22 protein-coding genes and 1 tRNA gene are annotated in these 23,441 nt (G+C 58.8%); 14 read left to right on the top strand and 9 right to left on the bottom strand.

What is annotated here, in order from left to right:
• The first annotated feature begins 67 nt into the window (after positions 1–67).
• The 9 genes from G6L01_RS00945 (at position 68) to G6L01_RS00905 (ending at position 5,844) form a co-directional block, all read left to right on the top strand.
• The gene (locus G6L01_RS00945) at positions 68–535 is read left to right on the top strand and encodes a DUF2948 family protein (RefSeq protein WP_070164015.1); all 468 of its coding nucleotides are present in this window, start codon (positions 68–70) and stop codon (positions 533–535) included.
• Between the two features lie 49 nt (positions 536–584).
• A complete protein-coding gene (gene hisD / locus G6L01_RS00940; RefSeq protein WP_070163595.1) occupies positions 585–1,883 on the top strand; it encodes a histidinol dehydrogenase in 1,299 nt (432 codons plus the stop codon).
• A gap of 3 nt (positions 1,884–1,886) precedes the next feature.
• Positions 1,887–2,360 carry a UPF0262 family protein gene (locus G6L01_RS00935; RefSeq protein ID WP_060716382.1) on the top strand — a complete coding sequence of 158 codons (474 nt, stop codon included), beginning with the start codon at positions 1,887–1,889 and terminating at the stop codon, positions 2,358–2,360.
• A 100-nt stretch (positions 2,361–2,460) separates the two neighbouring features.
• On the top strand, positions 2,461–2,874 hold the full coding sequence (locus tag G6L01_RS00930) for an arsenate-mycothiol transferase ArsC (RefSeq protein WP_234617996.1): 414 nt from the start codon (positions 2,461–2,463) through the stop codon (positions 2,872–2,874).
• Positions 2,875–2,995: 121 nt separating this feature from the next.
• The gene (gene infA / locus G6L01_RS00925; RefSeq protein ID WP_004435948.1) at positions 2,996–3,214 is read left to right on the top strand and encodes a translation initiation factor IF-1; all 219 of its coding nucleotides are present in this window, start codon (positions 2,996–2,998) and stop codon (positions 3,212–3,214) included.
• Positions 3,215–3,230: 16 nt separating this feature from the next.
• Entirely contained in the window at positions 3,231–3,851 is a 621-nt protein-coding gene (locus tag G6L01_RS00920; RefSeq protein WP_070163597.1) for a Maf-like protein, read from the top strand.
• Between the two features lie 58 nt (positions 3,852–3,909).
• A complete protein-coding gene (yacG, locus tag G6L01_RS00915) occupies positions 3,910–4,119 on the top strand; it encodes a DNA gyrase inhibitor YacG (RefSeq protein WP_060716379.1) in 210 nt (69 codons plus the stop codon).
• 194 nt (positions 4,120–4,313) lie between these two features.
• Positions 4,314–4,389 (top strand) — tRNA-Phe (locus G6L01_RS00910).
• Between the two features lie 327 nt (positions 4,390–4,716).
• Positions 4,717–5,844, top strand: coding sequence for a hypothetical protein (locus G6L01_RS00905; RefSeq protein ID WP_070163598.1), 1,128 nt, complete (start codon positions 4,717–4,719; stop codon positions 5,842–5,844).
• A gap of 42 nt (positions 5,845–5,886) precedes the next feature.
• Here the strand turns inward: G6L01_RS00905 and G6L01_RS00900 are convergent, their stop codons facing one another.
• Positions 5,887–6,759 carry an NAD-dependent epimerase/dehydratase family protein gene (locus G6L01_RS00900; RefSeq protein ID WP_070163599.1) on the bottom strand — a complete coding sequence of 291 codons (873 nt, stop codon included), beginning with the start codon at positions 6,757–6,759 and terminating at the stop codon, positions 5,887–5,889.
• Positions 6,760–6,983: 224 nt separating this feature from the next.
• Between G6L01_RS00900 and G6L01_RS00895 the strand changes: the two genes are divergently transcribed.
• On the top strand, positions 6,984–7,796 hold the full coding sequence (locus G6L01_RS00895) for a cephalosporin hydroxylase family protein (protein ID WP_070163600.1): 813 nt from the start codon (positions 6,984–6,986) through the stop codon (positions 7,794–7,796).
• A gap of 223 nt (positions 7,797–8,019) precedes the next feature.
• Here the strand turns inward: G6L01_RS00895 and G6L01_RS00890 are convergent, their stop codons facing one another.
• The 8 genes from G6L01_RS00890 to mscL form a co-directional block, all read right to left on the bottom strand.
• Positions 8,020–9,360: a glycosyltransferase family 2 protein gene (locus G6L01_RS00890; protein ID WP_070163601.1), complete on the bottom strand. Its 1,341-nt coding sequence runs from the start codon at positions 9,358–9,360 to the stop codon at positions 8,020–8,022.
• 124 nt (positions 9,361–9,484) lie between these two features.
• Positions 9,485–10,684, bottom strand: a complete 1,200-nt coding sequence (locus G6L01_RS00885) for a methyltransferase domain-containing protein (protein ID WP_234891995.1) — start codon at positions 10,682–10,684, stop codon at positions 9,485–9,487.
• 26 nt (positions 10,685–10,710) lie between these two features.
• On the bottom strand, positions 10,711–11,274 hold the full coding sequence (locus G6L01_RS00880) for a dTDP-4-dehydrorhamnose 3,5-epimerase family protein (protein ID WP_070163603.1): 564 nt from the start codon (positions 11,272–11,274) through the stop codon (positions 10,711–10,713).
• The gene (rfbG, locus tag G6L01_RS00875; protein WP_337692697.1) at positions 11,271–12,392 is read right to left on the bottom strand and encodes a CDP-glucose 4,6-dehydratase; all 1,122 of its coding nucleotides are present in this window, start codon (positions 12,390–12,392) and stop codon (positions 11,271–11,273) included. The genes G6L01_RS00880 and rfbG overlap by 4 nt, the downstream gene beginning before the upstream one ends.
• Positions 12,356–13,126: a glucose-1-phosphate cytidylyltransferase gene (gene rfbF / locus G6L01_RS00870; RefSeq protein ID WP_015914874.1), complete on the bottom strand. Its 771-nt coding sequence runs from the start codon at positions 13,124–13,126 to the stop codon at positions 12,356–12,358. Before rfbF ends, rfbG begins: the two co-directional genes overlap by 37 nt.
• 416 nt (positions 13,127–13,542) lie before the next feature.
• A complete protein-coding gene (gene galE, locus G6L01_RS00865; RefSeq protein WP_070163604.1) occupies positions 13,543–14,541 on the bottom strand; it encodes a UDP-glucose 4-epimerase GalE in 999 nt (332 codons plus the stop codon).
• 157 nt (positions 14,542–14,698) lie between these two features.
• Complete coding sequence (locus tag G6L01_RS00860; RefSeq protein ID WP_070163605.1) at positions 14,699–15,886, bottom strand: pyridoxal phosphate-dependent aminotransferase; 1,188 nt, start codon at positions 15,884–15,886, stop codon at positions 14,699–14,701.
• A 222-nt stretch (positions 15,887–16,108) separates the two neighbouring features.
• Positions 16,109–16,585, bottom strand: a complete 477-nt coding sequence (gene mscL / locus G6L01_RS00855) for a large conductance mechanosensitive channel protein MscL (RefSeq protein WP_139190168.1) — start codon at positions 16,583–16,585, stop codon at positions 16,109–16,111.
• Between the two features lie 249 nt (positions 16,586–16,834).
• Between mscL and G6L01_RS00850 the strand changes: the two genes are divergently transcribed.
• From G6L01_RS00850 to G6L01_RS00835, 4 genes are all read left to right on the top strand, one after another.
• The gene (locus G6L01_RS00850) at positions 16,835–20,344 is read left to right on the top strand and encodes a PAS domain-containing hybrid sensor histidine kinase/response regulator (RefSeq protein ID WP_071207186.1); all 3,510 of its coding nucleotides are present in this window, start codon (positions 16,835–16,837) and stop codon (positions 20,342–20,344) included.
• A gap of 262 nt (positions 20,345–20,606) precedes the next feature.
• Positions 20,607–21,044 (top strand): FKBP-type peptidyl-prolyl cis-trans isomerase, encoded by a 438-nt coding sequence (locus G6L01_RS00845; RefSeq protein WP_070163607.1) that lies wholly within the window; start codon positions 20,607–20,609, stop codon positions 21,042–21,044.
• A gap of 206 nt (positions 21,045–21,250) precedes the next feature.
• A complete protein-coding gene (locus G6L01_RS00840; RefSeq protein ID WP_070163608.1) occupies positions 21,251–22,021 on the top strand; it encodes a metallophosphoesterase family protein in 771 nt (256 codons plus the stop codon).
• 1 nt (position 22,022) lies between these two features.
• On the top strand, positions 22,023–23,435 hold the full coding sequence (locus G6L01_RS00835; RefSeq protein WP_071205942.1) for a bifunctional serine/threonine-protein kinase/universal stress protein: 1,413 nt from the start codon (positions 22,023–22,025) through the stop codon (positions 23,433–23,435).
• The last annotated feature ends 6 nt before the right edge of the window (positions 23,436–23,441 follow it).

The raw sequence follows: 23,441 nt of genomic DNA, 5'->3' as shown, positions 1-23,441 counted from the left end.
CTGCCCGTTGCTTAATGACGGCGGGCAACCTATCTGCAAGAGCAATTGCAATAGTGGGGCCATGCGCATGACCGATCTCAAGCTTCTATCGCTGGACGAGGAAGATCTCGCCATTCTCTCTGCCCATATGCAGGATGCGGTGTTCAAGCCAGCTGACGTGGATTATGCGGCAAAGTCCGGGGTGTTTTCGGTCGCCGTCAACCGTTTCGTCTGGGAAAAAGCCGGAAAAGGTGGCGGAATATTTCGCCGCGCCAAGAGCTTCGAGCGCCGCCGGGCCTTACTCACCATCAAGCGAGTGCAGGCGGTGCGCTCCATCGGCATAAGCCAGACGGACAAGGACCAGGTGATGAACCTGCTGGCTGTGACCTTCACACCCAAGGGCGACGGCAAGGGCGATGGCCCTGAAGGCCGGCTGGAGCTGGTATGCGCGGCGGGTGCCACCATTGCTTTGGATGTTGAATGCATTGAAGTACAGCTTGCAGATACCGGCGGCGCGTGGGAAACCACATCAAGGCCCCGGCATCCCGGAGCTTGATGGCCGGAGCCTGAGGAATAGGCAGGCCGGAAAGAAGGAATTAGGCGCAGTGGCAGTTTGGCTTGAGCAGGCATCGGATGATTTCGAAGCGCGGTTTGCCGCATTTCTCACCACGAAGCGGGAAGTGTCCGAGGATGTAAACGCAGTCGTCAAAACCATTATTGACGATGTGCGGGCGCGCGGCGATGCCGCCTTGGCAGAATATTCGCATCGGTTCGATGGGCTGGATTTCGCCGTCACACCCATGCGCGTCACCGAAGCTGAAATCGACGCTGCCTTTGCCGAGGTCTCGCCTGAGCTTATCGATGCGTTGCACCTTGCCGCTGAGCGCATTGAGCGCCACCACGCCCGCCAGATGCCCAAGGACGATATTTACGAAGACGCCATCGGCGTCGGCCTCGGCTCCCGCTGGACCGCAATTGATGCGGTTGGCCTCTATGTGCCGGGTGGCACGGCAAGCTATCCGAGTTCCGTGCTGATGAATGCCGTTCCGGCCCGGGTTGCTGGCGTGCCGCGCGTCGTCATGGTCGTGCCTGCCTCCGGCGGCGCCATCAATCCCACGGTGCTGGCTGCGGCAAAAATTGCCGGCGTGACGGAAATATACCGGATCGGTGGCGCTCAGGCCGTTGCAGCGCTCGCCTATGGCACACAAACCATCGAACCGGTCGCCAAGATCGTCGGCCCCGGCAATGCCTATGTGGCCGCCGCCAAGCGCCATGTGTTCGGCACTGTTGGCATCGACATGATCGCCGGTCCTTCGGAAGTGCTTGTGATCGCCGACAAGGACAATGACCCCGACTGGATTGCCGCCGATCTGCTGGCGCAGGCCGAACACGACCGGGGCGCTCAATCGATTCTGATCACCGATAATCCAGAGTTTGCCAAAGCGGTTGAAGCGGCCGTCGAACGGCAGTTGAAGACATTGAGCCGGGCCGAGACCGCCAGCGCCAGCTGGCAGGATTTTGGCGCGCTGGTCATTGTCCCGAACCTTGACGCCTCCTTGCCGCTTGCCAATCGCATTGCCGCCGAGCATCTGGAACTGGCAGTTGCCGATCCCGATACGCTGATGGCGGGCATTCGCAATGCTGGCGCGATATTCATCGGTCGCCATACGCCGGAAGTGATCGGCGATTATGTCGGCGGCTCCAACCACGTGCTGCCCACAGCCCGTTCGGCACGGTTTTCCTCCGGCCTCTCGGTGCTGGATTTCGTCAAGCGTACCTCGATCCTACGGCTCGGCCCGCAACAACTCAAGCAATTGGCCCCGGCAGCGATTGCTCTCGCCAAGAGCGAAGGCCTGGATGCCCATGCCAGATCCGTCGCCATCCGGCTCAATCTTGAGGAATAGCTGATGGCCAAGGGCGACTTCAAGCTTTTCGATGTCGTTCTCGATGAGACGATCGGGCGCTCGACGCCCGATGTCGAGCATGAGCGGGCGGTGGCGATTTTCGATCTGATCGAGGAAAACTCCTTCGAGCCGGTCGGTCATCCAGGTGGACCTTATCGCCTCAGCCTGTCCCTGGTGAATGCCCGGCTGGTCTTCACCATCACCACTCAGGAAGGCGAGGCTGTCGCCACCCATATCCTGTCATTGACGCCGCTCAGACGGATCATCAAAGACTATTTCATGATCTGCGAAAGCTATTATGAGGCGATCCGCTCCTCCACGCCCAGCCAGATCGAGGCTATCGACATGGGACGGCGCGGCATTCACAACGATGGCTCGCAAACTCTGAAAGACCGGCTGAAAGACAAGATCAATCTCGATTTCGACAGTGCCCGGCGGCTCTTCACGCTGGTCTGCGTGCTGTATTGGCGCGGCTGAGGCGTCCGGCATGAGCGAACCGACCCAAGACCCTAGCGGCATCAACGTCGATCATGGCCAGGAGAGGACCATACCCCGCTCCGTGCTGTTCCTCTGCGGCATGAATGCCGTTCGCTCACCCATGGCCGAGGCCCTGGCGAAGAGGTTACTGCCGTCAGGTGTCTATGTAGCCTCGGCTGGCGTGCGGCATGGCGAACGCGACCCTTTCGTGGATGTGGTACTGGATGAAATCGGGCTTTCGCTGGGCAAGCGCCAGCCGCAGACCCTGGACGAGTTGGAGGATGACTTTTTCGACCTCGTCGTCACTCTGGCTCCAGAAGCGCATCATGCCGCCCTGGAACTGACGCGCTCCTCTTCCGTTGAGGTGGTGTATTGGCCTATGCATGACCCAACCATCGAGGCCGATACCCGCGACCAGCAACTGGCCGCCTATCGCGAGGTACGAGACCGGCTGGCGGTGCTGATCGAGCAGCGCTTCAAACGGCCGGGAACAAGCCCGCTTGGCGGCGTTTGAAACAAATTCGAAAAGCCCGATCTACAAGGTTCACAAAAGCCCAGTGATTGTGTAGGTTCCGGCCACATTTTGACCGGGGCGGTAGCCGCCTCGACGAAACACACAGAAAGACAAGGCATCAATGGCTAAAGAAGAAGTCCTCGAATTCCCCGGTGTCGTTACGGAACTGCTGCCGAACGCCACATTCCGGGTGAAGCTCGAAAACGAACATGAAATTATCGCCCATACGGCTGGCCGTATGCGCAAGAACCGCATCCGCGTGCTGGCTGGCGACAAGGTCCTGGTGGAAATGACACCCTACGACCTGACCAAGGGCCGTATCACCTATCGCTTCAAGTAACGGCGAGGAGCCGCCTATGGCCGGCAAACGCAAGCTGATCCTGGCTTCAGGCTCCCCCCGCCGCGTCGAACTGTTGCGGCAGGTGGGCCTGGAAGCCGATCGGCTGATGCCGATGGATCTCGACGAAAGCCCCTTGAAAAACGAGCAGCCACGCTCGCTGGCGCGCCGCTTGGCAACCGAGAAGGCCAAAGCCGCCCTGGAGGCGAGTGCTGACGAGGCGGATTGGAAAGGCGCTTTCATCCTGGCGGCCGATACGGTGGTTGCCGTTGGCCGTCGGGTGCTGCCGAAAACCGAATATAGCGATGAGGCCGTTGCCGCGCTCAATCTGGTTTCCGGTCGCAATCACTGGGTGTTTACCGGTGTCTGCCTGATTACGCCGGATCGCAAGATCCGCCAGAAGGTGGTGGAAAGCAAGGTGCGCTTCAAGCGTCTGTCGGAAGCGGACATCAATGCCTATATTCTGTCCGGTGAATGGCGTGGCAAGGCTGGCGCCTATGCCATCCAGGGCATTGCCGGTAGTTTCGTACAGAAACTGGTCGGCTCTTATTCCAATGTCGTCGGCCTGCCCCTGTATGAAACCGTGCAATTGCTGGCAGGCGAAGGCATGGATGTGCAGGCCCGCTGGTCGGAAGGATGAGCAGCCCCGGCAGGCAGGCCCCAGCGCGTGAAGGCTGATGCCAAGCAAAGGATGACACATGAGTGACGAGCCAGAACATACTGCCAAGGTCGCACCCTTGCGCAAACCTCTTCCCTGCCCGGAATGCGGCCATCCATCCCACCGCGAACACTATCCCTTCTGCTCCGACCGCTGCCGCACCCAGGATCTGTCGCGCTGGCTGAAAGGCTCCTATGCCATTCCCGTGGCCGAAGACGAATCCAACCCGGATGACGACGGTCGATTCTGAACCGAGACAGCCATTGCAATTTCAGCCTAAGCTTCTGTTTTAAAATGGCTTTCAATCTTTTTACATGCATCGTCAAAAAAGTGTCTTTTGGCGCTGGACATGAAAAATTTAGATGGTATAACCGCGCTGCTTCCGGGGGAAAAGTTTTCCCCTAACGGCAAACAAGCCTGAAAGAGGGTATGTTTGGCCAGGATGCCCGGATAGCTCAGTTGGTAGAGCAGCGGATTGAAAATCCGCGTGTCGGTGGTTCAAATCCGCCTCCGGGCACCATTATTTCAAGTGAAATGTCCTATATTCCTTGCTTAATATGCTTATTAAGTCATGGCTGCGCCAAGGCTCGCACCAGTTTGTCATCTTAAAACAGCATCGAAAGCTGCGGACACCTCTCCTATTTTGTGCGTTTGATAACAGAATGGCACGGAATTGTTGTTGATCCTTTGCATCCTTAGAAACGGAGTGGATGGCGCAGCAAGGTCTTTTTGAGCTTGTCAGGGAAAAGTGAATTCCGATTTTCTCGAAAAGACAAACGAAAACAACAAGAGTGAGAGAATGGCTGGTTCAATCTGAACCTCACAGACTCTAGATCGTGAGATGCCGATGCCGAAGCTTTCTGTTTGTATTCCTGTGGAACCGGGCCATGTCCTGCCTGTCTATCTGGTCTCGGAACTCCTGAAGAATGAGACCGCTGATCTGGAAATCATTCTCTCCGGCTTTGGCGACACAGTGCATCGTCCTGGGCAGTTCGCGGATATCGCGGCGCGCGATAGTCGTTTGCGCCTTCTGCCCCCTGCGCCGGAAACCCTTTCGGCAGCCCAACTATGGATCGGCACCGTGGCTGCGGCTAAGGGCGATTGGGTGTCGCTTGTCCATCCCGAAGACATGATCGAGCCGGATCTTCCCGAGCTGCTCTCCTCTCTGGAAAATAAACATCCCCATGTGGATGCGTTGGGATGGAGTGCATTTCAAATCTCGGCGGATGCACCGCGCCATATCAAGACCAATGTGGCGATCCCGGTGCTGCATAATATTACCGAATTTGAGAAGGCTCCGATGCTCGAGGCTTTCTTTCACTGGAAAGACGCACGGCAAGTGCCACGCATGCCCTTCGGTCTCTATCATGGGGCCATCAAGCGAAGCCTGATCGACAGTGTCCTTTCGGCTTGCGGCGAACTGAGTTGGCTAACCCTGGTGCCGCACTATGAATGGGCGGCCCGCGTTCTGCTGTTTGCCAATGCACTGGCCTTTTGCAATCGCCCCCTGTCCGCCGTGCATGCACAACCGTTCCAGCCCCGTCCCGTGCCATCCGCCCTCAAGGATTTTCCGTTGCATGCCGGAATAGGCCTGACGGCTGCCATTGCCGAAGTCCAGGCGCGGGTGCTGACGGAGCTTGGCAGCGAATGGGCAGGCTTTGGCGAGGATTTCGTCCGCGCCTGTATGTATGACTGTGCTTTCGAACATTCCGCTGGCCCGTTTCGGGCAAAATATGAGGCCTATTCCCGAGCCTTCCTGTCCATGCCGGGCGGTCAGGCATGGGCCCAAGCCTTCGCACCACCCTTTTCCGCCACACCCCATGAAGACAGACAGCAGGGTCTGCATGGTAAGGCTCTGTTGGTAGACCGCTTCATTGGCAATGCCGTCAACGCCCAGCAGTTCTACGCCGTGGCGCGCAGCATGATGACGCCAATCAGGATCATCGCGGAGCCAAACGCCCGCGCGAGTGCCTGAAGCCAGAGTCAGGATGCATGCGATAAACTATGGCTAAAAGCATCAACCGGCAGCCATTCCTTCTGAGACGGGCTTGACCGTCTCAACATTGCACACACCGACCACCGCCAGAGGATCGGAAGGATGGATCTCTGCCGTGCCGAATTCCAGCAGGTCGCGGCGGCCGTAGTCGTCTGCGATGCGTTCCACCAGCGCCCGAATGGTGATCGCCTTGCCCGAGCAGATATTGAGTGCGCCGGTCTGTCCGGTCTCGATCACCCCGGCAATCATCTTTCCCGCCTCGTTCACATCCAGAAAATCGCGCCATTGTGTGCCCTTGGAAAGCTTGGCAACTGTACCTTGTTCGAGGCACTGCCTCACGTAAGGCACTAGACGGGCAGGATGCTCGCCTTCCCCATAGAGATAAAAGATCCGGCACCAGGAAAACCCAAGGCCAAGGCCTGCGAAATACCGGTCCAACATCTGGTAGGTGGAAAGCTTGGCGGCGGCATAAAGCGTCTTCGGCTCAAGGGGCGAATCTACTGTCAAATGGTCCGACGGCAGCCGGTATTCGACACAGGTGCCAAGGCCGATGAAATGGGCAATGCCAGCACGGGCAGCCCCTTGCGCCAAGGCCAAACTGCCGGTGACGCAGTGAAAATTCAGCGGCGAATCCAGATATTTCCCCGCCTCCACATACCAGGCGGCGTGGATGACCGCGTCGCAGCCCTGGCATTGGGCCGCCCACCAATCGACCGATTGCGCGAACACATCCTCCGTCTCGATCACTCTCGCGGCACGGCCCTCTGTGGCAAGAACGCTTGAGGATTGCGGCCGCACGACAGCAACCACGCTGTGTCCGGCGTTCAGCAGAGCACGGTGGATCTGCCTTCCGACAAAGCCCGTCGCTCCCGTTAACAGTATCGTCTTGCCCATGCCTTGCCACTCCAATTTTCTATCTGCGACACCTCCTCGGCACAGCGAGATTTCAGGATGATACCGCCGATACAACGCATTGCGCGCCATATGACGCCAACCGATTTCGGTGTTCAAGAGACACTCTGGCTTATTCAACCATCATTACACGCAGACACGTCAGGCTCACGCAGGTAAGGCAGCCTAGCGTCTGCGAAGGCAGGCAATAACTGAACGGACCCGCAATGAATACTGTCGAAGATTTCAAGGCTTTGGTAAGCCGTAACATCCAGTCGATCGGCGAGAGCAAGGAATTCCTCGACTTGTCCAATCGCTGGATCGAGACATGCATACCGCTGGGCTATATGTATAATTTCAGCTGGCTGGGCCGGCCCATCATCCAGATCCCGCAGGACAGCTATGCTATCCAGGAGATGATTTGGTCGGTCAAACCGGATCTGGTGATCGAAACCGGCATAGCCCATGGCGGCTCGCTGGTGATGAGCGCCTCCATGCTGGCAATGATCGATTATTGCGAGGCCGTGGAAAAAGGCGAAATGCTGGACCCCAAGACCAGCCGCCGCAAGGTGCTCGGCATCGATATCGACATCCGCGCCCATAACCGCGCCGCCATCAAGGCCCATCCGATGAGCCACAAGATCAGCATGATCGAGGGCTCTTCCGTCGCGCCTGATATCATTGCTCAGGTCAAGGATATCGCCAAGGATTATGGAAAGGTCATGGTTTTCCTCGATTCCAACCATACCCATGAGCATGTATTGCAGGAACTGGAGCTTTATGCGCCGCTTGTCTCCAAGGGCTCCTATTGCGCTGTCTGGGATACGCTGGTGGAGGACATGCCGGAAAGCATGTATCCCGAACGGCCCTGGGGTCCAGGCGACAACCCCAGAACCGCGGTCTGGGAATATATGCGACGCTTGGAGCAGGAAGGCCGTACGGCTGCCGATGGCGCGCCGCTGCACCTTGAATACGACCACGCGCTGGAGCACAAAATCGCCATCACCGTTTCACGCGATGGATTTCTGCGTCGGGTGTGACGGCTGGAATATCTTTGATAAGCGACAACGCCATGCGTTTTATAAAACGCATGGCGTTGTCGCTTCGTATATTTGCTGCATAAATTTCTCCTCAAATCGATCCCGATTTAAGGAAACGAGCAATAAATTACCTCACCGCCAGGATGGCTGAAAAGTCACCACGACTGTGAGGTAGCACGGTAGATAACTTGGTCGATCTCTGAAGAAAGAGAGGCGATTAAGTTCAGCGCCGCCGGCCTCTGGTGTGTCGGTCATTGCGCATGGCGACCGGCTTGCCGGGAGCTGCCTTTTCAGAACTGCCAACACGCATATTCCCTTCGAGCCGCATAAGTTCGTTGGTGGCAAACTCCTCTTCGTTCTGCAGACGCAAGCCTGTCGGACGGACGAGAATATCGTCGGGAGCCACAACCATCGCCGAAACGACATCCCAAAGCTCGGCAGGGGACGTTGCCCCAGCGATATCGGCAAGCACCATCACCCCGGCAGAGGTCGCACCGCTCATGGGCGTCACGGGTATGTCGCCGCGCCAGACCGGTTGGTAATGTGAAAGAAACCTTCCACCCTGCCAATTGCGGAAGGCCGTCTCGTAACCTGCGCGAATGATGTCAAAGGCCTCCCTGTCTCGATAGGTTTCGGTATTGAGTGCGCAGGCGCTTGCATAGCCCTTTTCCCACCCCGTATAGCTGACATTATAAGTCTTCCGGAACCATTGCTGGGTGACGCCAATGGTCGCCGTACAGCCCAGAAAGGAGCTGAATGGGAAATCCCGCAGCGTCGGGTCTTCTTCAAAATTCTTGCCGAATTCGTCCATGAAAATTTTGGCCCGCATCTTGGTGTCTTCCAAGCGACCGATAGAAAAAGAATTGCTCTGGGGGCAGGCTCCGAGCATTGAGAATGGCCGTTGGCACACGACGAAGTCCTGCGCTTCACAGATCACTTTCATCGCCATATCGTAGTCGACAACCGGATGCTCAAAGTAACGGTGATGATATTTGGCATAGATCCGATCCAGCAGCCTTCGCCTGATAGCGGAATGGTAAATGGAAAAGCCCGACGTTGGAACGGATGTCGACTCGTGCCAGCCAAACATCCGGCGCATCAGCTCTGCCCTGGTTAAACGCATGACGGTTCGGTCAAACGGCACAACTACAGTACAGACCGCTTCTCCTTCGACTGGCCAGTAATAATTCAAAATTCCCCAGGATAATGCCTCCATATCCGGATTGATCTCGTCTATCCGCAGGATCAGTCCGGCAACATCAGGCTCGATGAAATCGTCATCGCCGATGAACACCACCCACTCGCCTCGGCTGGCATGAATCGTCCGCTCCCAATTGTCCATCATCGAGAGGACACGATCGGTTGTAGGAAGATAGACAATACGCTTATCCGTCGCGAGATCCGCCATGAAATCGTTCATCACGGTGGGATCGTCGGAATTGTCGGTAAAAATGAACTCGACATCGGTGCGCTTGTTGCGCAGCAAGCCCTCGATGGTCTTCTGGAAATAGATTTGACGGTTGCGCGAAGGCACGCAAATCGAAAGGGTTGGCTTGTCGGTCATCGAGGGTCTCCTGGATCTACGCTTTGTGCCAGCCACTATTTGGCGCTGATTGTATCGCCGGGACGTGGCAGCGTGTCTCTCGGCAGGATCGGCTGGCTCTCCTGCGTTATAGTGGCGTCCGCCGTTATGGATCGACTGTCAGGTTCGGCACCACGGTCACGAACTTCCCACCCCAATCGGCGATATAGGAAAGCTGTTGTTTGATTTCTGCCGTCAGATTCCATGGGAGGATCACCAGTCTGTCAGGTTTACGGGTTTTCAGAACCTCTTCCGAAACAATCGGCACGCGGCTTCCGGGCAGGAACATGCCTTGCTTGGCCGGGTTCTTGTCGACGACGAAATCGATCTGACCGGCTTTGATGCCAGCGAAGTTCAACAGCGTATTGCCCTTGGCCGCTGCACCATAGGCGGCAACAGAGAGACTTTTCCGGTTGCAATCGATCAGGAAGGACAGAAAATCATTGCGCACGGCTTCAGCCTCAGCCTGAAAGCCGTCATAGCCTGTGACAGCATCAAGTCCGGCCTGTCTTTCACGCACCAGCATCGCCTCGACAGCCGGTGTGCGGACATGGGCCTTGCTGTCGGCCCGGCAGGCCAGCACCCGCAGGCTACCGCCATGCCAGGGCGTGGTTTCCACATCAAACACCATCAGGCCGTTGCCAGCAAAAATCCGATCAACAGCCAGAAGCGACAAATAGGAATAATGCTCGTGATAGGCCGTATCGAACTGGCGCTCCGAGATCATGTTCATCAGGTGCGGAAATTCGAAGGTGGCAACACCCGCCGGTTTCAGCAATTGGGCAAAGCCTGCGACGAAATCGTTGATGTCAGGCACATGCGCCAGCACATTGTTGGCGGCGGTGAGATCCGCGGCCCAGCCGTCGGCCACCAGCTTTTTCGCCAGTTCCACGCCGAAAAACTCTTCGACGATATCAATACCCCTGTCGCGCGCGGCCCGGGCCGTGCTGGCCGTTGGCTCCACACCCAGGCAGGCGATGCCGCGTTCACGCACATATTGCAGCAGGTAGCCGTCATTGGCAGCCACTTCCACCACTTTCGCGCCTTCGTTAAGCCCGAACCGTTTGCTCATCGCCTCGACATAGGATTTGGCATGCGCCAGCCAGGACGAGGAAAACGAGGAAAAATAAGCATAGTCGTGGGAAAAGAAGGTTTCACGGGCGGCGAAATCCTCGGTCTGCACCAAAAGGCAGTCTTCGCAGACCCGGATGACCAGCGGATACCAAAGCTCCGGCTTTACCAGATCCTTGGCCTTCACATAGGAATTGGAGGGCGGCGCTGTGCCGAGATCGAGAAAGGGTCGCATCCGAAGCGATCCGCAATGGCGGCAATTCATACGATCAGTCCTTCGAAATCGGCCTGGATCAGCGGATGGCTCTGGTCTCGCGCAGACAGCCGCTCAACCGGCAAAGGCCAGGCAATGCCGATCCTTGCATCCTGCGGGTGAAGCCCGCCTTCAGCCTCCGCACGGTAAGGCGCGGAATGGGTATAGATCATCCGTACAGTGTCGCTCAGCGCCTGAAACCCATGGGCAAAGCCCGGCGGGATCAGCAGCGAGCGGCAATTGTCGCCCGACAACTCGACGCAGACATGCTGGAGAAAGCTCGGCGAGCCCTGGCGCAGATCCACGGCCACGTCGAGGATTGTGCCTTCGATGCAGGTCACCAGTTTCCACTCGGCAAAAGGCGCGTGCTGAAAATGCAGGCCGCGCACCGTGCCTTTTTGCGCCGTGCCGGTTTCATTGACCTGCAAGACAGGCCCCGGCCAGCCAAAGGCCACAAGTTCTTCACCGCAAAACAACCGGCTGAGAAAACCACGCTCGTCGCCAAACCGGCTGCGGGTCAGCAGCGTCAGGCCGGGGATCGCGGTGTCTTCGGGCTGGAAGCGTTGACTCATACCGCCTGCCTCACATCCATGCCGAGACCATGGGCATAATCGGCGATATCGGCAATGCACAGCTCTCTTGCCGATGCGCCAGCGGCGAGCCGTCGATACCAGTTCATGGTGCGCGCCACCGTTTCCTCCAGCGCCCAGAGCGGCCTGTAGCCGAGTGTCGCCGAGGCTTTGGAACTGTCGAGCATCAGATAACCGGCTTCATGGGGACCATCGCTGCCATCGCCCAGCACCACCTCACCGCTGCCGAAATGCCTGACGGCAAGAGCCAGAACATCCGCAACGCAGGCCGCACTGGCGTGGTCAGGACCAAAATTCAACGCTGTCAGCGAGGCCGGATCATGCCACAGATGGTGCGCCATGGCGATGTAACCTGCCAAGGGCTCCAGCACATGTTGCCAGGGGCGGACCGCGTTCGGGCGGCGCACATCAATCGGCGCACCGATACTCCAGGCGCGCACCGCATCCGGGATCAACCGGTCCTCAGCCCAATCGCCACCGCCGATGACATTGCCAGCCCGCGCCGTGGCAAGACCAACGCCGCGTGCTGCAAAAAACGACGACCGGTAGCTGGAGACGACGATCTCTGCCGCCGCCTTGCTGGCGCTATAGGGATCGTGACCGCCAAGCGGATCGGTCTCGACAAAGGCCCTGCCGGTCTCGGCATTCTCATAGACCTTGTCGGTGGTGATAACGACGATGGACTTCACATCCTGCGACACCCGAAGCGCTTCCAACACATGCACCGTACCCTGCACATTGGTCTCAAAGGTCGCCACGGGATCGCGGTAGCCAAGCCGCACCAGCGGCTGGGCCGCCAGATGAAAGACGATCTGCGGCCTTACCCGGGCGACGAGAGCCGCCACGGCAATACGGTCACGCAGATCGCAAATACCGCCTCCGGCGTGAGCGTCATGACCGGTCAGCAGGCCGCACAGGTTGGGCACCGTCTGCGGCGCAAGCGCCAGTCCGCTGACCTCGGCACCCATCTGCGTCAACCAAAGCGCCAGCCAGCTGCCCTTGAAGCCGGTTTGACCAGTCAGCAGCACCCGTTTTCCGGCCCAGAACTGTCGGTCGATCATCATCACCAGCTCTTCCATGGCGGGCTGCCACCGGCCCACAGATCTTCCAGATGGTTCTTGTCGCGCAGCGTATCCATTGGCTGCCAGAAACCGTTATGCAGATAGGCGCAAAGCTCGCCGTCTTCGGCAAGGCTGGTCAAAGGCTCGGCTTCCCAAGGCATGTCGTCACCAGCGATCCGGTCGATACATTTGGGCGACAGCACGAAGAAGCCGCCATTGATATAGCCCGCCTCGCCCACCGGCTTTTCCACGAAGCCACGCACCATCGGTCCGTCCATTTTCAGGGCGCCGTAGCGGGCTGGCGGCTGCACGGCGGTGACCGTCGCCAGCTTGCCATGTTCCTTGTGAAACCGCAGCGTGGCGGAAATATCCAGATCGGAGAGACCGTCGCCATAGGTAAAGCAGAAGGCTTCCTCGTCTTTCAGGTAGGAAGCAACCCGCTTCAGCCGTCCGCCGGTCATCGAGCTTTCACCGGTATCGATCAGGGTCACGCGCCAGTTTTCCGCACTCTTGCGGTGAAATTCCAGCCGGTTGTCGGAGAGATCGAAGGTGATATCCGACATATGCAGCCCGTAATTGGCGAAATATTCCTTGATAATATAGCCCTTGAACCCGCAGCAGATGATGAATTCACGGATGCCATGCGCGTAATAGAGCTTCATGATGTGCCAAAGGATCGGCCGCCCGCCGATCTCGATCATCGGCTTTGGCCGCAAATGGGTCTCCTCGGAAATCCGCGTGCCGAGACCGCCAGCCAGGATAACCGCCTTCATCGCCCAATCTCCCTGCCGACCATTGCCTAACCCTACCCATTCCCCGCCTGTCCGGTTTCAAGCGGATGACGGTCTGATACCTTTGTTTTCATACGCCAAATTCCCACGTAAACGGGCAGGATGCGCAAACTGGAGAACTTGCGGAAAAGAACATGCCCGATAACGATACGGAAGGGCCGCCGATCCTGAGCAGAACGACGGTCTCCCTATCGGGCAACCCTAGCGGGGGAAACTGTCGTCAAACTGGAGCGTGTTTGCTGATCCGGGTTCGGCATTTCGGCTAAAAAGCTCCGACAAGCCTCTGCGCGGTGTGACCTAGAGTCTGTCAGGTTCATATTGAACCTGACAGACTCTCGTTTCTTTTGTTTGAGTTTGTCTTTTCGGGAAAACCGGTTTCCACTTTTCCCTGACAAACTCTAGTGCGTTGCGCGCGTCCTCAGGCAGCGTCTTTCCCATTCGAGGGAGGTGCGCACAATCGCATCCAGCCCCGGGTTGTCAACCATCCAGCCCAGATGCTGGCGCGCAAGGCCTGGATCGGCGATCACGCAGGCGGCATCGCCAGGGCGCGGCGCATCAAAGACAGTCGGCAGCCTCTGGCCCGCAACCCGCTCCACCGCAGCGATGACTTCTTTCACCGAAGCGCCGTCACCATAGCCGCAATTGGCCACCAGCGACGGGCCGCCACCATGCAGATAGGCAAGCGCCTGTTGATGGGCAGAGACCAGATCATCGACATGAATATAGTCGCGAATCCCCGTGCCATCCCGCGTTGGATAATCTTTTCCGAACACCGTGATATGGGGGCGAAGACCAAGCGCCGTCTCGCAGGCGACCTTGATCAGGTGGGTGGCGCCCTTTGTGGACTGGCCTGTCCGGCCCTTGGCATCGCAACCTGCGACATTGAAGTAACGCAGGGCGACGAAGCGAAAATCTGGATGGGCGCGGGCCGTATCGGCCAGCATCAGTTCGGTCATCAGCTTGGATTGTCCATAAGGGCTTTGCGGCCTCAGCGGATCGGTTTCGCGCACCGGGCGATCCTCGACAGGCGCGCCATAAACCGCAGCCGTCGAGGAAAAAACCAGCTTGCCAATACCGGCCCGCACTGCTTCCTCGATCAGGATCGAGGAATTGACGGTATTGTTTGTGTAATAGTCCATCGGATTGGCGATGGACTCGGAGACGACCACTGAGCCTGCAAAATGAAAGATCGCCTCGATGGGATAATGCGCGAAGATCTGCTGCAGCAGGTCACGGTCGCCGATATCGCCAAGATAAAAGCGCGCGCCGGGCGCAACAGCACCGCGAAAGCCGGTGGACAGCCGGTCCAGCACCACGATCTCGTGGCCAGCCTCCACCAGCGCCCAGACCATATGGCTGCCGATATAACCAGCGCCACCCGTCACCAAGATTGCCATGACCGCCCCACTACAGCCTCGTCTCTGGCCGCAGCTAATCTCCTCGGGTTTTTCAACCCGTTAAAATCGCGAGGCCTAGCCGCAAAGCGGCCCGGACTTCTATAGAAAGGGCTAAAATGGCCTTAACGCAACCCTTCGATGTTGAATGAAAAAACTGTCATAGCCGGGCAATGTAATCGCTCAACCGCGCAGCGGCATCCTCGATCTGGCGTGGATCGCGCAGGAAGCAGGCGCGCAGGAACGAACTTCCCCCTGCCCCGAACGCCGACCCGGGCGCCAGCGCCACGCCGGTTTTATCAACGATATCCATGGCCGCCGCCCGGCTGTCGGTCACGCCATCGATTTCCATGAAAGCATAAAGCGCCCCATCCGGCTTGACGGAGCGAACCCGGTTGGTGGCAATCAGCGCATCCAGCAGGATGTCGCGCGAGGTGCGCGCCCGCTGGATGTTTTCGGCGACAAATTGATCGCCGTGGTCCAAGGCCGCCACCGCCCCGCGCTGCATGAACTGCGCCACGCCAGAAGTGGAATATTGAATGAGGTTTTCCAGCACCTGACCGATTTCCGGTGGCGCCACCAGCCAGCCGACCCGCCAGCCGGTCATCGACCAGTTCTTGGAAAAGGAATTGCCAAACATCACCCGGTCGCCCTCTTCCATCACATCCAGGAAGGACGGAGCACGGGAGGGGCCGGCGAAATAGTAAAGCGAGTAGATTTCATCCGCCAGAATCCACAGGCCATGCTTGCGGGCAAGCGCAAGAATGGCGCGCAGGTCATCAAGGCTGGCCGTCCAGCCGGTCGGGTTGGACGGCGTATTGATGAAAAGCGCCTTGGTTTTGGGTGTAATCGCCTTTTCGATCTGCCCGAGATCCAACTGCCAGGCACCATGCTCATAGCCGATCTCTACACCGACCGCCTTCGCCCCACTGATTTCGATGGCGGCGACGATATTGGGCCAGCAGGGGGAAAGGTAGATCATCTCGTCGCCCGGCCCGGTCATTGCCTGTACGGCGAGCTGGATGGCCTGCATGCCGGAGCCGGTCACATAGAAATGTTCGCTCGGCAAGCTGACGGCGAAATGCCGCCGGTAGTAATCGGAAAGCGCCTGACGCAGTTCGGGAATGCCACGTTGCCAGGTATAGAATGTCTCACCGCCCAGAAGCGCGTCGCTTGCGGCCCGATTGATGAAATCCGGGCTCGGCAGATCGCCTTCCCCGGCCCAGAGCGGCAGGAGATTATCGCGCCCACGGGCATAATTGATAATCTCGACAATACCGCTTTCCGGCGCGGACGTGGCGCGCTGGCTAAGGCTGGAAATCAAGGATGGACCGGCAGGCAAAGACATGGACAAGCTCCTTTAGTTACATCGTTCATAACCGAAGCTCCGGAGAAAATCCCATGAGAAAGAGTGGCTGACCAATCGATTCTGGTGATGGCCTCGGCCCGTGAAACCCCTTGCACCAAGGGCCGAGGCCATCTCTACCTGATTGTAAAGACAACAGGATTTATCAGTCTCAACGCTTTTCGGTCAGCCTCATTTTCTGTCAGCGCAGCAGGCAGCGAAACATCAAGGCTTGCCTGGCTCAATACGTGCTGAAGACGCCTCAGCCTCGTTGCTCTGCTGTGCCTTCAGCAAATCACGAATCTCTGTCAGCAGCAGCACGTCTGCCGGTGGCGGCGGTGTAGGCTTGCCCTGCTTTTCATCATGTTCCAGCTGTTTGCGCAGAACATTGACCCCCTTGACCATCAGGAAAATGATCCAGGCCAGAATGACGAAATTGATGGCGACGGTCAGGAAATTTCCATAGGCAAACACCGCGCCCTGCTTGCGCGCTTCAGCCAGCGACTGCGCCGTGACCTTGTCACTGAGCGGCAGGAAATAGTTGGAAAAATCGAACCCGCCAAACACCACGCCAACCACCGGCATGACGATATCGTTGACCAGCGAGGTGACGATTAAACCGAAGGCGCCACCAATGATGACACCTACGGCCAGATCCATGACATTGCCCCTGGCAATGAACGACTTGAATTCCTTGAACACACCTGTCCCCTTCATGATTTGCCTACCTCCATTCACCTGGATGATTTCATAGATGACTCATAAAGACGTGCCTTAGAAGCCCAAATTGCCGGTTTCAGCACGAATGCCAAAACTTCAGCATTGTTTCTAACGCGCAAATTCCGTTTCGGTTTCGACTTATTGCCAACACGCCCCCCGATTTTAAAAGGCGGCGGCATGGCTTAAAGTGACAGTGCTTTATAAGAGGCACGTGAATGGGAGGGGCAAGCGATGCTTCCGGCATGGCTTATCATCACGGCATCGATTGCCTATCTGCTGCTGCTGTTTGCGGTGGCAAGCTATGGCGACAGGCGAAGCCGCCGCAATGGTGTGCCTGCGGGCGGGCGTCCGCTTGTCTATGGGCTGTCGCTGGCGGTCTATTGCACCTCCTGGACCTATTTCGGCGGCGTCGGGCTGGCTGCGGACCGCGGCCTCGAATTCATGGGCATCTATATTGGCCCGATCCTGATGCTGACGCTCGGCCTGCCGCTGATCCGCCGGATGATCGAGATCGCCAAGGTCGAAAAGCTGACCTCCGGCGCTGATTTCGTCGCCGCCCGCTATGGCAAGAACCCTATAGTCGGCATGCTGGTCACGGTGATTTCGCTGGCCGGCTCCATTCCCTATATCGCGCTTCAACTGAAGGCCGTCTCCAATTCGGTCGGCGTCATGGTCGATCCGGCCAGCTACGGCATCGGCACCGGCAATCTCTATTTTGTCGATCTGGCGCTGATCGTTGCCCTGACGCTTGCCTGCTTTTCTGCCATTTTCGGCACACGCCATACGGACGCCACCGAGCATCAGGACGGGCTGATCCTGGCGATCTCGATGGAATCGGTGGTCAAGCTGCTGGCCTTCTGCACGCTGGGCATCACGGTGGTGTTCTTCCTGTTCGATGGACCGGCGGATCTCTGGCGCGCGGCAACCGAAAGCCCGAGGGTGATGGAGGCGCTAGCCTATGAGACACCCCTTAGCCGTTGGCTGCTGCTGATTGCGCTCTCTGCTTTCGCCATCCTGATGCTGCCGCGCCAGTTCCACGTCACCGTGGTTGAAAATCGGACGGATCGGGAACTGCGCCGCGCCGGGCTGTTGCTGCCGCTTTATCTGATCGCCATCAATCTCTTTGTGCTGCCAGCTGCCATTGGCGGGCTTCTGGCATTCAACGGCACCGGCAATGCCGATCTTTATGTGCTTTCCCTGCCGCTCTCTCACAATCTGCCATTCGTTACGCTGGTCACCTTTATCGGCGGCTTTTCCGCCGCCACCGCCATGGTGATCGTCGAAACGGTGGCGCTGGCCATCATGATTTCCAACGACATCGTCCTGCCGGTTCTGCTGCGGCGCGGGTTCCGGCATGGGCCTGAGGCCTCACAAAGCCTGGCCAAGACCGTGCTTCTCATTCGCCGCCTGGCGATTTTTGGCGTGTTGCTGCTCGGCTATGCCTATTTCCGGCTGGCCAGCGACGACCGAGGCCTTTCCTCCATCGGCCTGCTGGCCTTTTCCGCCATTGCCCAAATCGCCCCTTGCCTGCTGGGCGGCCTCATCTGGCGCAGGGCCAATGCCAGAGGCGCGATTCTTGGCCTGTCGCTTGGCTTTCTCACCTGGATCTACACGCTGCTTTTGCCGAGCTTCGGGCTCGATGCCCATAAGGATCTGGCCCCGGATATCCTGTCCTTCCTGTTTCCGGGTGTCGATGCCTTCAGCCGCGCCGGGGCCGATCCGCTGCTAACGGCGACCGTGCTGTCCCTGCTGATCAACCTATTGGCCTTTGTGCTTGGCAGTCTCAGCCGCAACCCCCGCCCGGTCGAGCGCATCCAGTCTGGCATATTCGTGCGTCGGCACCAACGCTCGCAATTTGCCACCAAGGGCTGGAAAACCCGGGTCAGCATCGGCGACCTGAAGACGGCGATTGCCCGTTATCTCGGCCAGGAACGGATGGAACGCTCACTGAAAAGCTATGAGCGCGATGCCGGTCGTCGGCTGGAAGACGATAGTCCCGCCGACATGGCTTTCATTCATTTCACCGAGCAATTGCTGGGCAGCGCCATCGGTTCAGCCTCGGCCCGTCTGGTCCTGTCGCTGGTGCTGCAAAAGGCCGAGGATACCTCCGCCGACACCGCCTGGCTGCTCGACCAGGCAAGCGAGGCCCTGCATTATAACCAGGATATGTTGCAAACGGCGCTCTCGCAGATGGACCAGGGCATAGCGGTTTTCGACAGCAGCAGCCGATTGACGATCTGGAACCGGCGGTTTCGAAGCCTGCTCGATCTGCCCGACGAAATGGGACAGGTCGGCGTGCCGCTCAGCACCATCGTCCACCGGCTGACCGAGCGCGGCGCCATTGCGGCCAAGGAGGAAGCGGGCGTTCTGGCCAATTTCCACCATCTCGACGAACCCTTCCAGCTGGTGTTGAGCGAGGGGGCCCAGATCATCGAGGTGCGCTGCAACGCCCTGCCCGACAAGGGGTTGGTGGCAACTTTCACCGACATCACCCCGCAGGTGGCGGCGGACCGGGCCTTGAAACAGGCCAATGAAACGCTGGAACAGCGCGTGGGCGAACGCACGGCGGAACTGATGCGGGTCAATACCGCACTTGCCGAAGCCCGCGCCAGCGCCGATGAAGCCAATATTGGCAAGACCCGGTTCTTTGCCGCCGCCGGTCACGATATTCTCCAGCCGCTCAATGCCGCAAGGCTCTATTCCTCGGCGCTGGTGGAGCGGCTGGGCCAATCGGAAAATGCCGGGCTGGTGCGCAATATCGATTCGGCGCTGGAATCGGTCGAACAGATCCTTGGCGCGGTGCTGGACCTGTCCCGGCTGGATACGGGCGCAATGAAGCCGCGCTTTGCCACCGTCCCCCTGCAAGGCCTGCTGGAGCGGATCAGGACCGATTTCGAGCCGATGGCGCTGGAGAAAAACCTGAAATTGGTGGTGCTGCCGACCACGCTCAGCGTGCGCTCCGATGCCAATCTTCTGCGCCGGCTGGTGCAGAATCTGGTCTCCAATGCCATTAAATATACGCCCTCTGGAAAGGTCCTGGTCGGTGCGCGCCGCCGTGGCGGCCAGGTGATCATTCAGGTGACGGATTCGGGTATCGGCATTCCAACCTCGAAATTTCGCACTGTGTTCAAGGAATTTGCCCGGCTGGACGAAGGCATCAAAACCGCCAGCGGGCTTGGGCTCGGACTGTCGATTGTCGATCGTATCGCCCGGGTCCTCAAAGCGATGGTGGCGCTGGAATCCCGGCCTGGCCGAGGCACCAGTTTTCGCGTCACGGTGCCGATCGAAAAGAGCGCCAAGGCACCGTTGCCCGCTGAGGATTTGGCGACCGCGACAGCGCTGCGGAGCAGTCTTACCGGCCTGCGCATCCTGTGCATCGATAATGAGCCGGATATTCTGGACGGCATGCGGCTGCTGATCAGCGGTTGGGGCTGTACGGTGATCACCGCAGGCTCGGTCACTGATCTCGACACGACCTTCAGCGACAATCCTGTGGCACCGGATGTCATCATTGCCGATTATCATCTGGGAGACGGCAGCGGTATCGGCGCGATCCTGCGCCTGCGCGCGCTCTACGGTCAGCCGGTTCCCGGCCTGCTGATTACCGCCGACCGCACCGCCGACGTGCGGGCGGAGGCGGAACGGCAGGGCATTGCCGTGCAGCATAAGCCCGTCCGTCCAGCGGCTTTGCGGGCCTATATTACCCAGGTCTCCAGCCCACGCCGTAGCGCTGCGGAATAGAAAATCCTGGTTTTATCCCGGTTTTTACCTCGCTGCCGTTGATCTGCCGCGTTTCAGGCCTACCTTTGTTAAGGCTTGCACCTTTGGGTGTGAACACTCCGATAGTCGTCATGCAACTCACGAATTTTCCGTGTGTCGGCTGAATCGCTTCCGCCACGGGCATCCGGGACGTCCCGGAACTGGCCTGGCGAAAAGGAAGCTTCAAGGAGGCCATGCTGTGCCCATTGCACCCATGCCTCCCTTGAGACGAAAGGACATTACCATGACGCAAGCGAAAAACGGCGATACCGTCCGCATCCATTATGTCGGTCTGCTGCCGGATGGCACGCAATTCGACACCTCCCGCGACCGCGATCCGCTCCAGTTTGAAATCGGCTCCGGCCAGATCATTTCAGGGCTGGAAAGGCAAGTGGATGGCATGGAAGTCGGGCGAAGCCAGCGGGTGACGGTGCCTGCCGAGGAAGCCTATGGCGCGCACGATCCCCAGAAAGTTCAACAGGTGGCGCGTGATCTTATTCCCGCCAATGTCAATGTGGCACCCGGCACAAGGCTTCAAGCGCAGAGCGGCAATGGCACACCTCTGATTGTCACTGTGACCGATGTGGCAGGCGATGTGGTGACGATCGATGCCAACCACCCGCTGGCCGGGCAGGATCTGATTTTCGAGGTCGAACTGATCGATATCGTTCGCGCTGCCTAACAGTCTATCCAAGAATCGCCGCTGACCGTCTGCAAATGGCAATTCTTAAACAGACTGTAATCGACCTTTGGGCAGGTTTACCAAATGATCCCCTCCGCGCCTCGTGCCGGAGGGGATTTTTCATGGCTCCTCGCCTTCAGTCCAATAGCGCGGCCTCGGTAAACAGCCTATGGTTGGTCGTGCTGATGCAATGCCGGGGAGGGTTAATGCGCATTGCTCTTTTGTCCGACATCCACGGCAATGCCCAGGCCCTTGACGCGGTCTTGCAGGCGACAGCGCAGGCCGGTGCCGAACGCATCGTCATTCTCGGCGATATCGTCGGGTATGGCGGCGATCCTGGCCGCTGCGTCGACAAGGTCCGCGCTTTGCAGCAGCAAGGTGCCTTGGTGGTGCGGGGCAACCACGACCAGGCGGTAAGCGATCCCGCCATTTCCCTCAATGACACGGCCCGCGACGCCATTCACTGGACGCGGCAAGTCCTCAGCGAAGAACAGCGGACCTTTCTCGCCAATCTGCCGATGATGCTGCGGGATGAGGACCGGCTCTATGTCCATGCCGAAGCCACCTCTCCCTCGGCCTTTCACTATGTGACCGATACGGACGCGGCAGCGCAGCATTTTGCCGCCTGTACGGCGCGGCTGAGTTTTTGCGGCCATGTCCATCGCCCGACGCTTTATGCGCTGGCTTCCTATGGTCAAACCACCGATGGCCCTCCACCTCAAGGCAAGATCACCACTTTCGTTCCCCATTCGCAAACGGACATTCCGCTTCTGGCGCAGCGGCGCTGGCTCGGCGTGATCGGCTCGGTGGGCCAACCGCGCGACGGCGATCCGGCGGCGGCCTTCGGCCTGCTCGACACCACAAAGAGCACGCTGACCTTCCTGCGGGTCAACTATGACATAGACGGAGCAGCAGCGGCCATCCGTGCTGCGGGCCTGACGGAAACGCTTGCCACACGGCTTTACAGGGGACGATGACATGGCCCGCAACCGCCTTGAATCCGGCAGCGTGATCGATGGTTTTACCGTGGTGGAACAGGCGCATAAGGGCGGCATGGCGCGGCTCTATGCCGTAACCCACCCCGATTATTTTTTCCCGCTGCTGATGAAAGTGCCGGAAATGGGCGGAGGCATCGACCCGGCAATGATTGTCGGCTTTGAAATGGAGCAGATGATCCTGCCGCGCATTTCTGGCCCGCATGTGCCGCGCTTTGTTGCCAATGGCGATTTCACCCATCTGCCTTACATGGTGTTTGAAAGGTTGCCTGGCAAATCGCTCTATCCGCTGCTGGACAGCCTGCCGCTCAGCGCAGACGAGGTGGCAAGGATGGGTGAGCGGATCGCCACGGCACTAGCGGACCTGCATCGCCAGCACGTGGTGCATCTCGACATCAAGCCCTCGAATATCCTGTTTCGTGACAGCGGCGAGGCGGTACTGGTGGATTTCGGCCTGGCGCGCCATCTGGACCTGCCGGATCTGGTGAACGAGGAATTTCGCCTGCCCTATGGCACCGCACCCTATATGGCGCCCGAACAGATCCTGGGCATTCGCTCGGATTTTCGCTCCGACCTGTTTGCACTGGGCGTGCTGATGTATTTCTTTGCCACCGGAAAACGCCCCTTTGGCGATCCGCAGCGGCTGAAGGGATTGAAGCGTCGGCTGTGGCGCGATCCGGTGCCGCCACGAGCGCTGAACCCGGCGATCTCTCCCGCATTTCAGGAGGTTATCCTGCGCTGCCTGGAGGTAAACCCGGCAAGGAGGACGCCGACCGCAGCCCAACTGGCGCTGGACCTGAAGGACCTGCCGGCAGTTCCCCTGACGGCGCGGGCTGACAAGCTGAAGCAGGACGGGCTGGCGGAGGTTTTGAAACGCCGCTTCAACCCTGACCCGATCGAATTGCTGAAACCGCAAACCGCTACGGCGGCCCTGGCCAATGCACCGATCATCGTCGTCGCCCTCGACCTTGGCGAAACCTCGACGGAGCTGACGGAAGCCATGCGGTTGACGGTGTCGCGCATCATGGCGCGCTCGCCCGGCGCACGGCTTGCTTGCCTGAATATTTTGAAAATCGCCCGGATCAACCTCGACAGCGACTTGGACGACGAGGGCAATAACAAGCATGTCGCCCGCCTTGGCAAGCTGCGGCAATGGGCAGCGCCGTTGAAGGATCAGCCGCAAATTACCTGCCACGTGCTGGAAAGCACCTCACCCGCCAATGCCATCCTGGATTATGCCCGCGACAACAGTGTCGACCATATCGTCATGGGTGCCCGCGCCAATTCACCAAAGCGCGCCCTGCTCGGCAGCGTATCGGCGGAAGTTGCTTCGACAGCGCCGTGTACGGTCACGGTGGTGCGCGTGCGGGAGATGGCGCATCAAAGTAAGCAATAACTTACA

The organism is Agrobacterium vitis (assembly GCF_013337045.2).
In the GTDB taxonomy this organism is placed as follows: Bacteria; Pseudomonadota; Alphaproteobacteria; order Rhizobiales; family Rhizobiaceae; genus Allorhizobium; species Allorhizobium vitis_B.
Note: the sequence above shows the minus strand (reverse complement) of the source record. Positions and strands in the feature narration are given on the sequence as shown.

What these genes read in the sequence shown, in the direction of transcription:
- G6L01_RS00945 (WP_070164015.1), top strand. Translation starts at nt 68, where the DNA reads ATGACCGATCTCAAGCTTCTATCGCTGGACGAGGAAGATCTCGCCATT.
- G6L01_RS00935 (WP_060716382.1), top strand. Translation starts at nt 1,887, where the DNA reads ATGGCCAAGGGCGACTTCAAGCTTTTCGATGTCGTTCTCGATGAGACG.
- G6L01_RS00930 (WP_234617996.1), top strand. Translation starts at nt 2,461, where the DNA reads ATGAATGCCGTTCGCTCACCCATGGCCGAGGCCCTGGCGAAGAGGTTA.
- infA (WP_004435948.1), top strand. Translation starts at nt 2,996, where the DNA reads ATGGCTAAAGAAGAAGTCCTCGAATTCCCCGGTGTCGTTACGGAACTG.
- G6L01_RS00920 (WP_070163597.1), top strand. Translation starts at nt 3,231, where the DNA reads ATGGCCGGCAAACGCAAGCTGATCCTGGCTTCAGGCTCCCCCCGCCGC.
- yacG (WP_060716379.1), top strand. Translation starts at nt 3,910, where the DNA reads ATGAGTGACGAGCCAGAACATACTGCCAAGGTCGCACCCTTGCGCAAA.
- G6L01_RS00905 (WP_070163598.1), top strand. Translation starts at nt 4,717, where the DNA reads ATGCCGAAGCTTTCTGTTTGTATTCCTGTGGAACCGGGCCATGTCCTG.
- G6L01_RS00900 (WP_070163599.1), bottom strand. Translation starts at nt 6,759, where the DNA reads ATGGGCAAGACGATACTGTTAACGGGAGCGACGGGCTTTGTCGGAAGG.
- G6L01_RS00895 (WP_070163600.1), top strand. Translation starts at nt 6,984, where the DNA reads ATGAATACTGTCGAAGATTTCAAGGCTTTGGTAAGCCGTAACATCCAG.
- G6L01_RS00890 (WP_070163601.1), bottom strand. Translation starts at nt 9,360, where the DNA reads ATGACCGACAAGCCAACCCTTTCGATTTGCGTGCCTTCGCGCAACCGT.
- G6L01_RS00885 (WP_234891995.1), bottom strand. Translation starts at nt 10,684, where the DNA reads ATGCGACCCTTTCTCGATCTCGGCACAGCGCCGCCCTCCAATTCCTAT.
- G6L01_RS00880 (WP_070163603.1), bottom strand. Translation starts at nt 11,274, where the DNA reads ATGAGTCAACGCTTCCAGCCCGAAGACACCGCGATCCCCGGCCTGACG.
- rfbF (WP_015914874.1), bottom strand. Translation starts at nt 13,126, where the DNA reads ATGAAGGCGGTTATCCTGGCTGGCGGTCTCGGCACGCGGATTTCCGAG.
- galE (WP_070163604.1), bottom strand. Translation starts at nt 14,541, where the DNA reads ATGGCAATCTTGGTGACGGGTGGCGCTGGTTATATCGGCAGCCATATG.
- G6L01_RS00860 (WP_070163605.1), bottom strand. Translation starts at nt 15,886, where the DNA reads ATGTCTTTGCCTGCCGGTCCATCCTTGATTTCCAGCCTTAGCCAGCGC.
- G6L01_RS00850 (WP_071207186.1), top strand. Translation starts at nt 16,835, where the DNA reads ATGCTTCCGGCATGGCTTATCATCACGGCATCGATTGCCTATCTGCTG.
- G6L01_RS00845 (WP_070163607.1), top strand. Translation starts at nt 20,607, where the DNA reads ATGACGCAAGCGAAAAACGGCGATACCGTCCGCATCCATTATGTCGGT.
- G6L01_RS00840 (WP_070163608.1), top strand. Translation starts at nt 21,251, where the DNA reads ATGCGCATTGCTCTTTTGTCCGACATCCACGGCAATGCCCAGGCCCTT.
- G6L01_RS00835 (WP_071205942.1), top strand. Translation starts at nt 22,023, where the DNA reads ATGGCCCGCAACCGCCTTGAATCCGGCAGCGTGATCGATGGTTTTACC.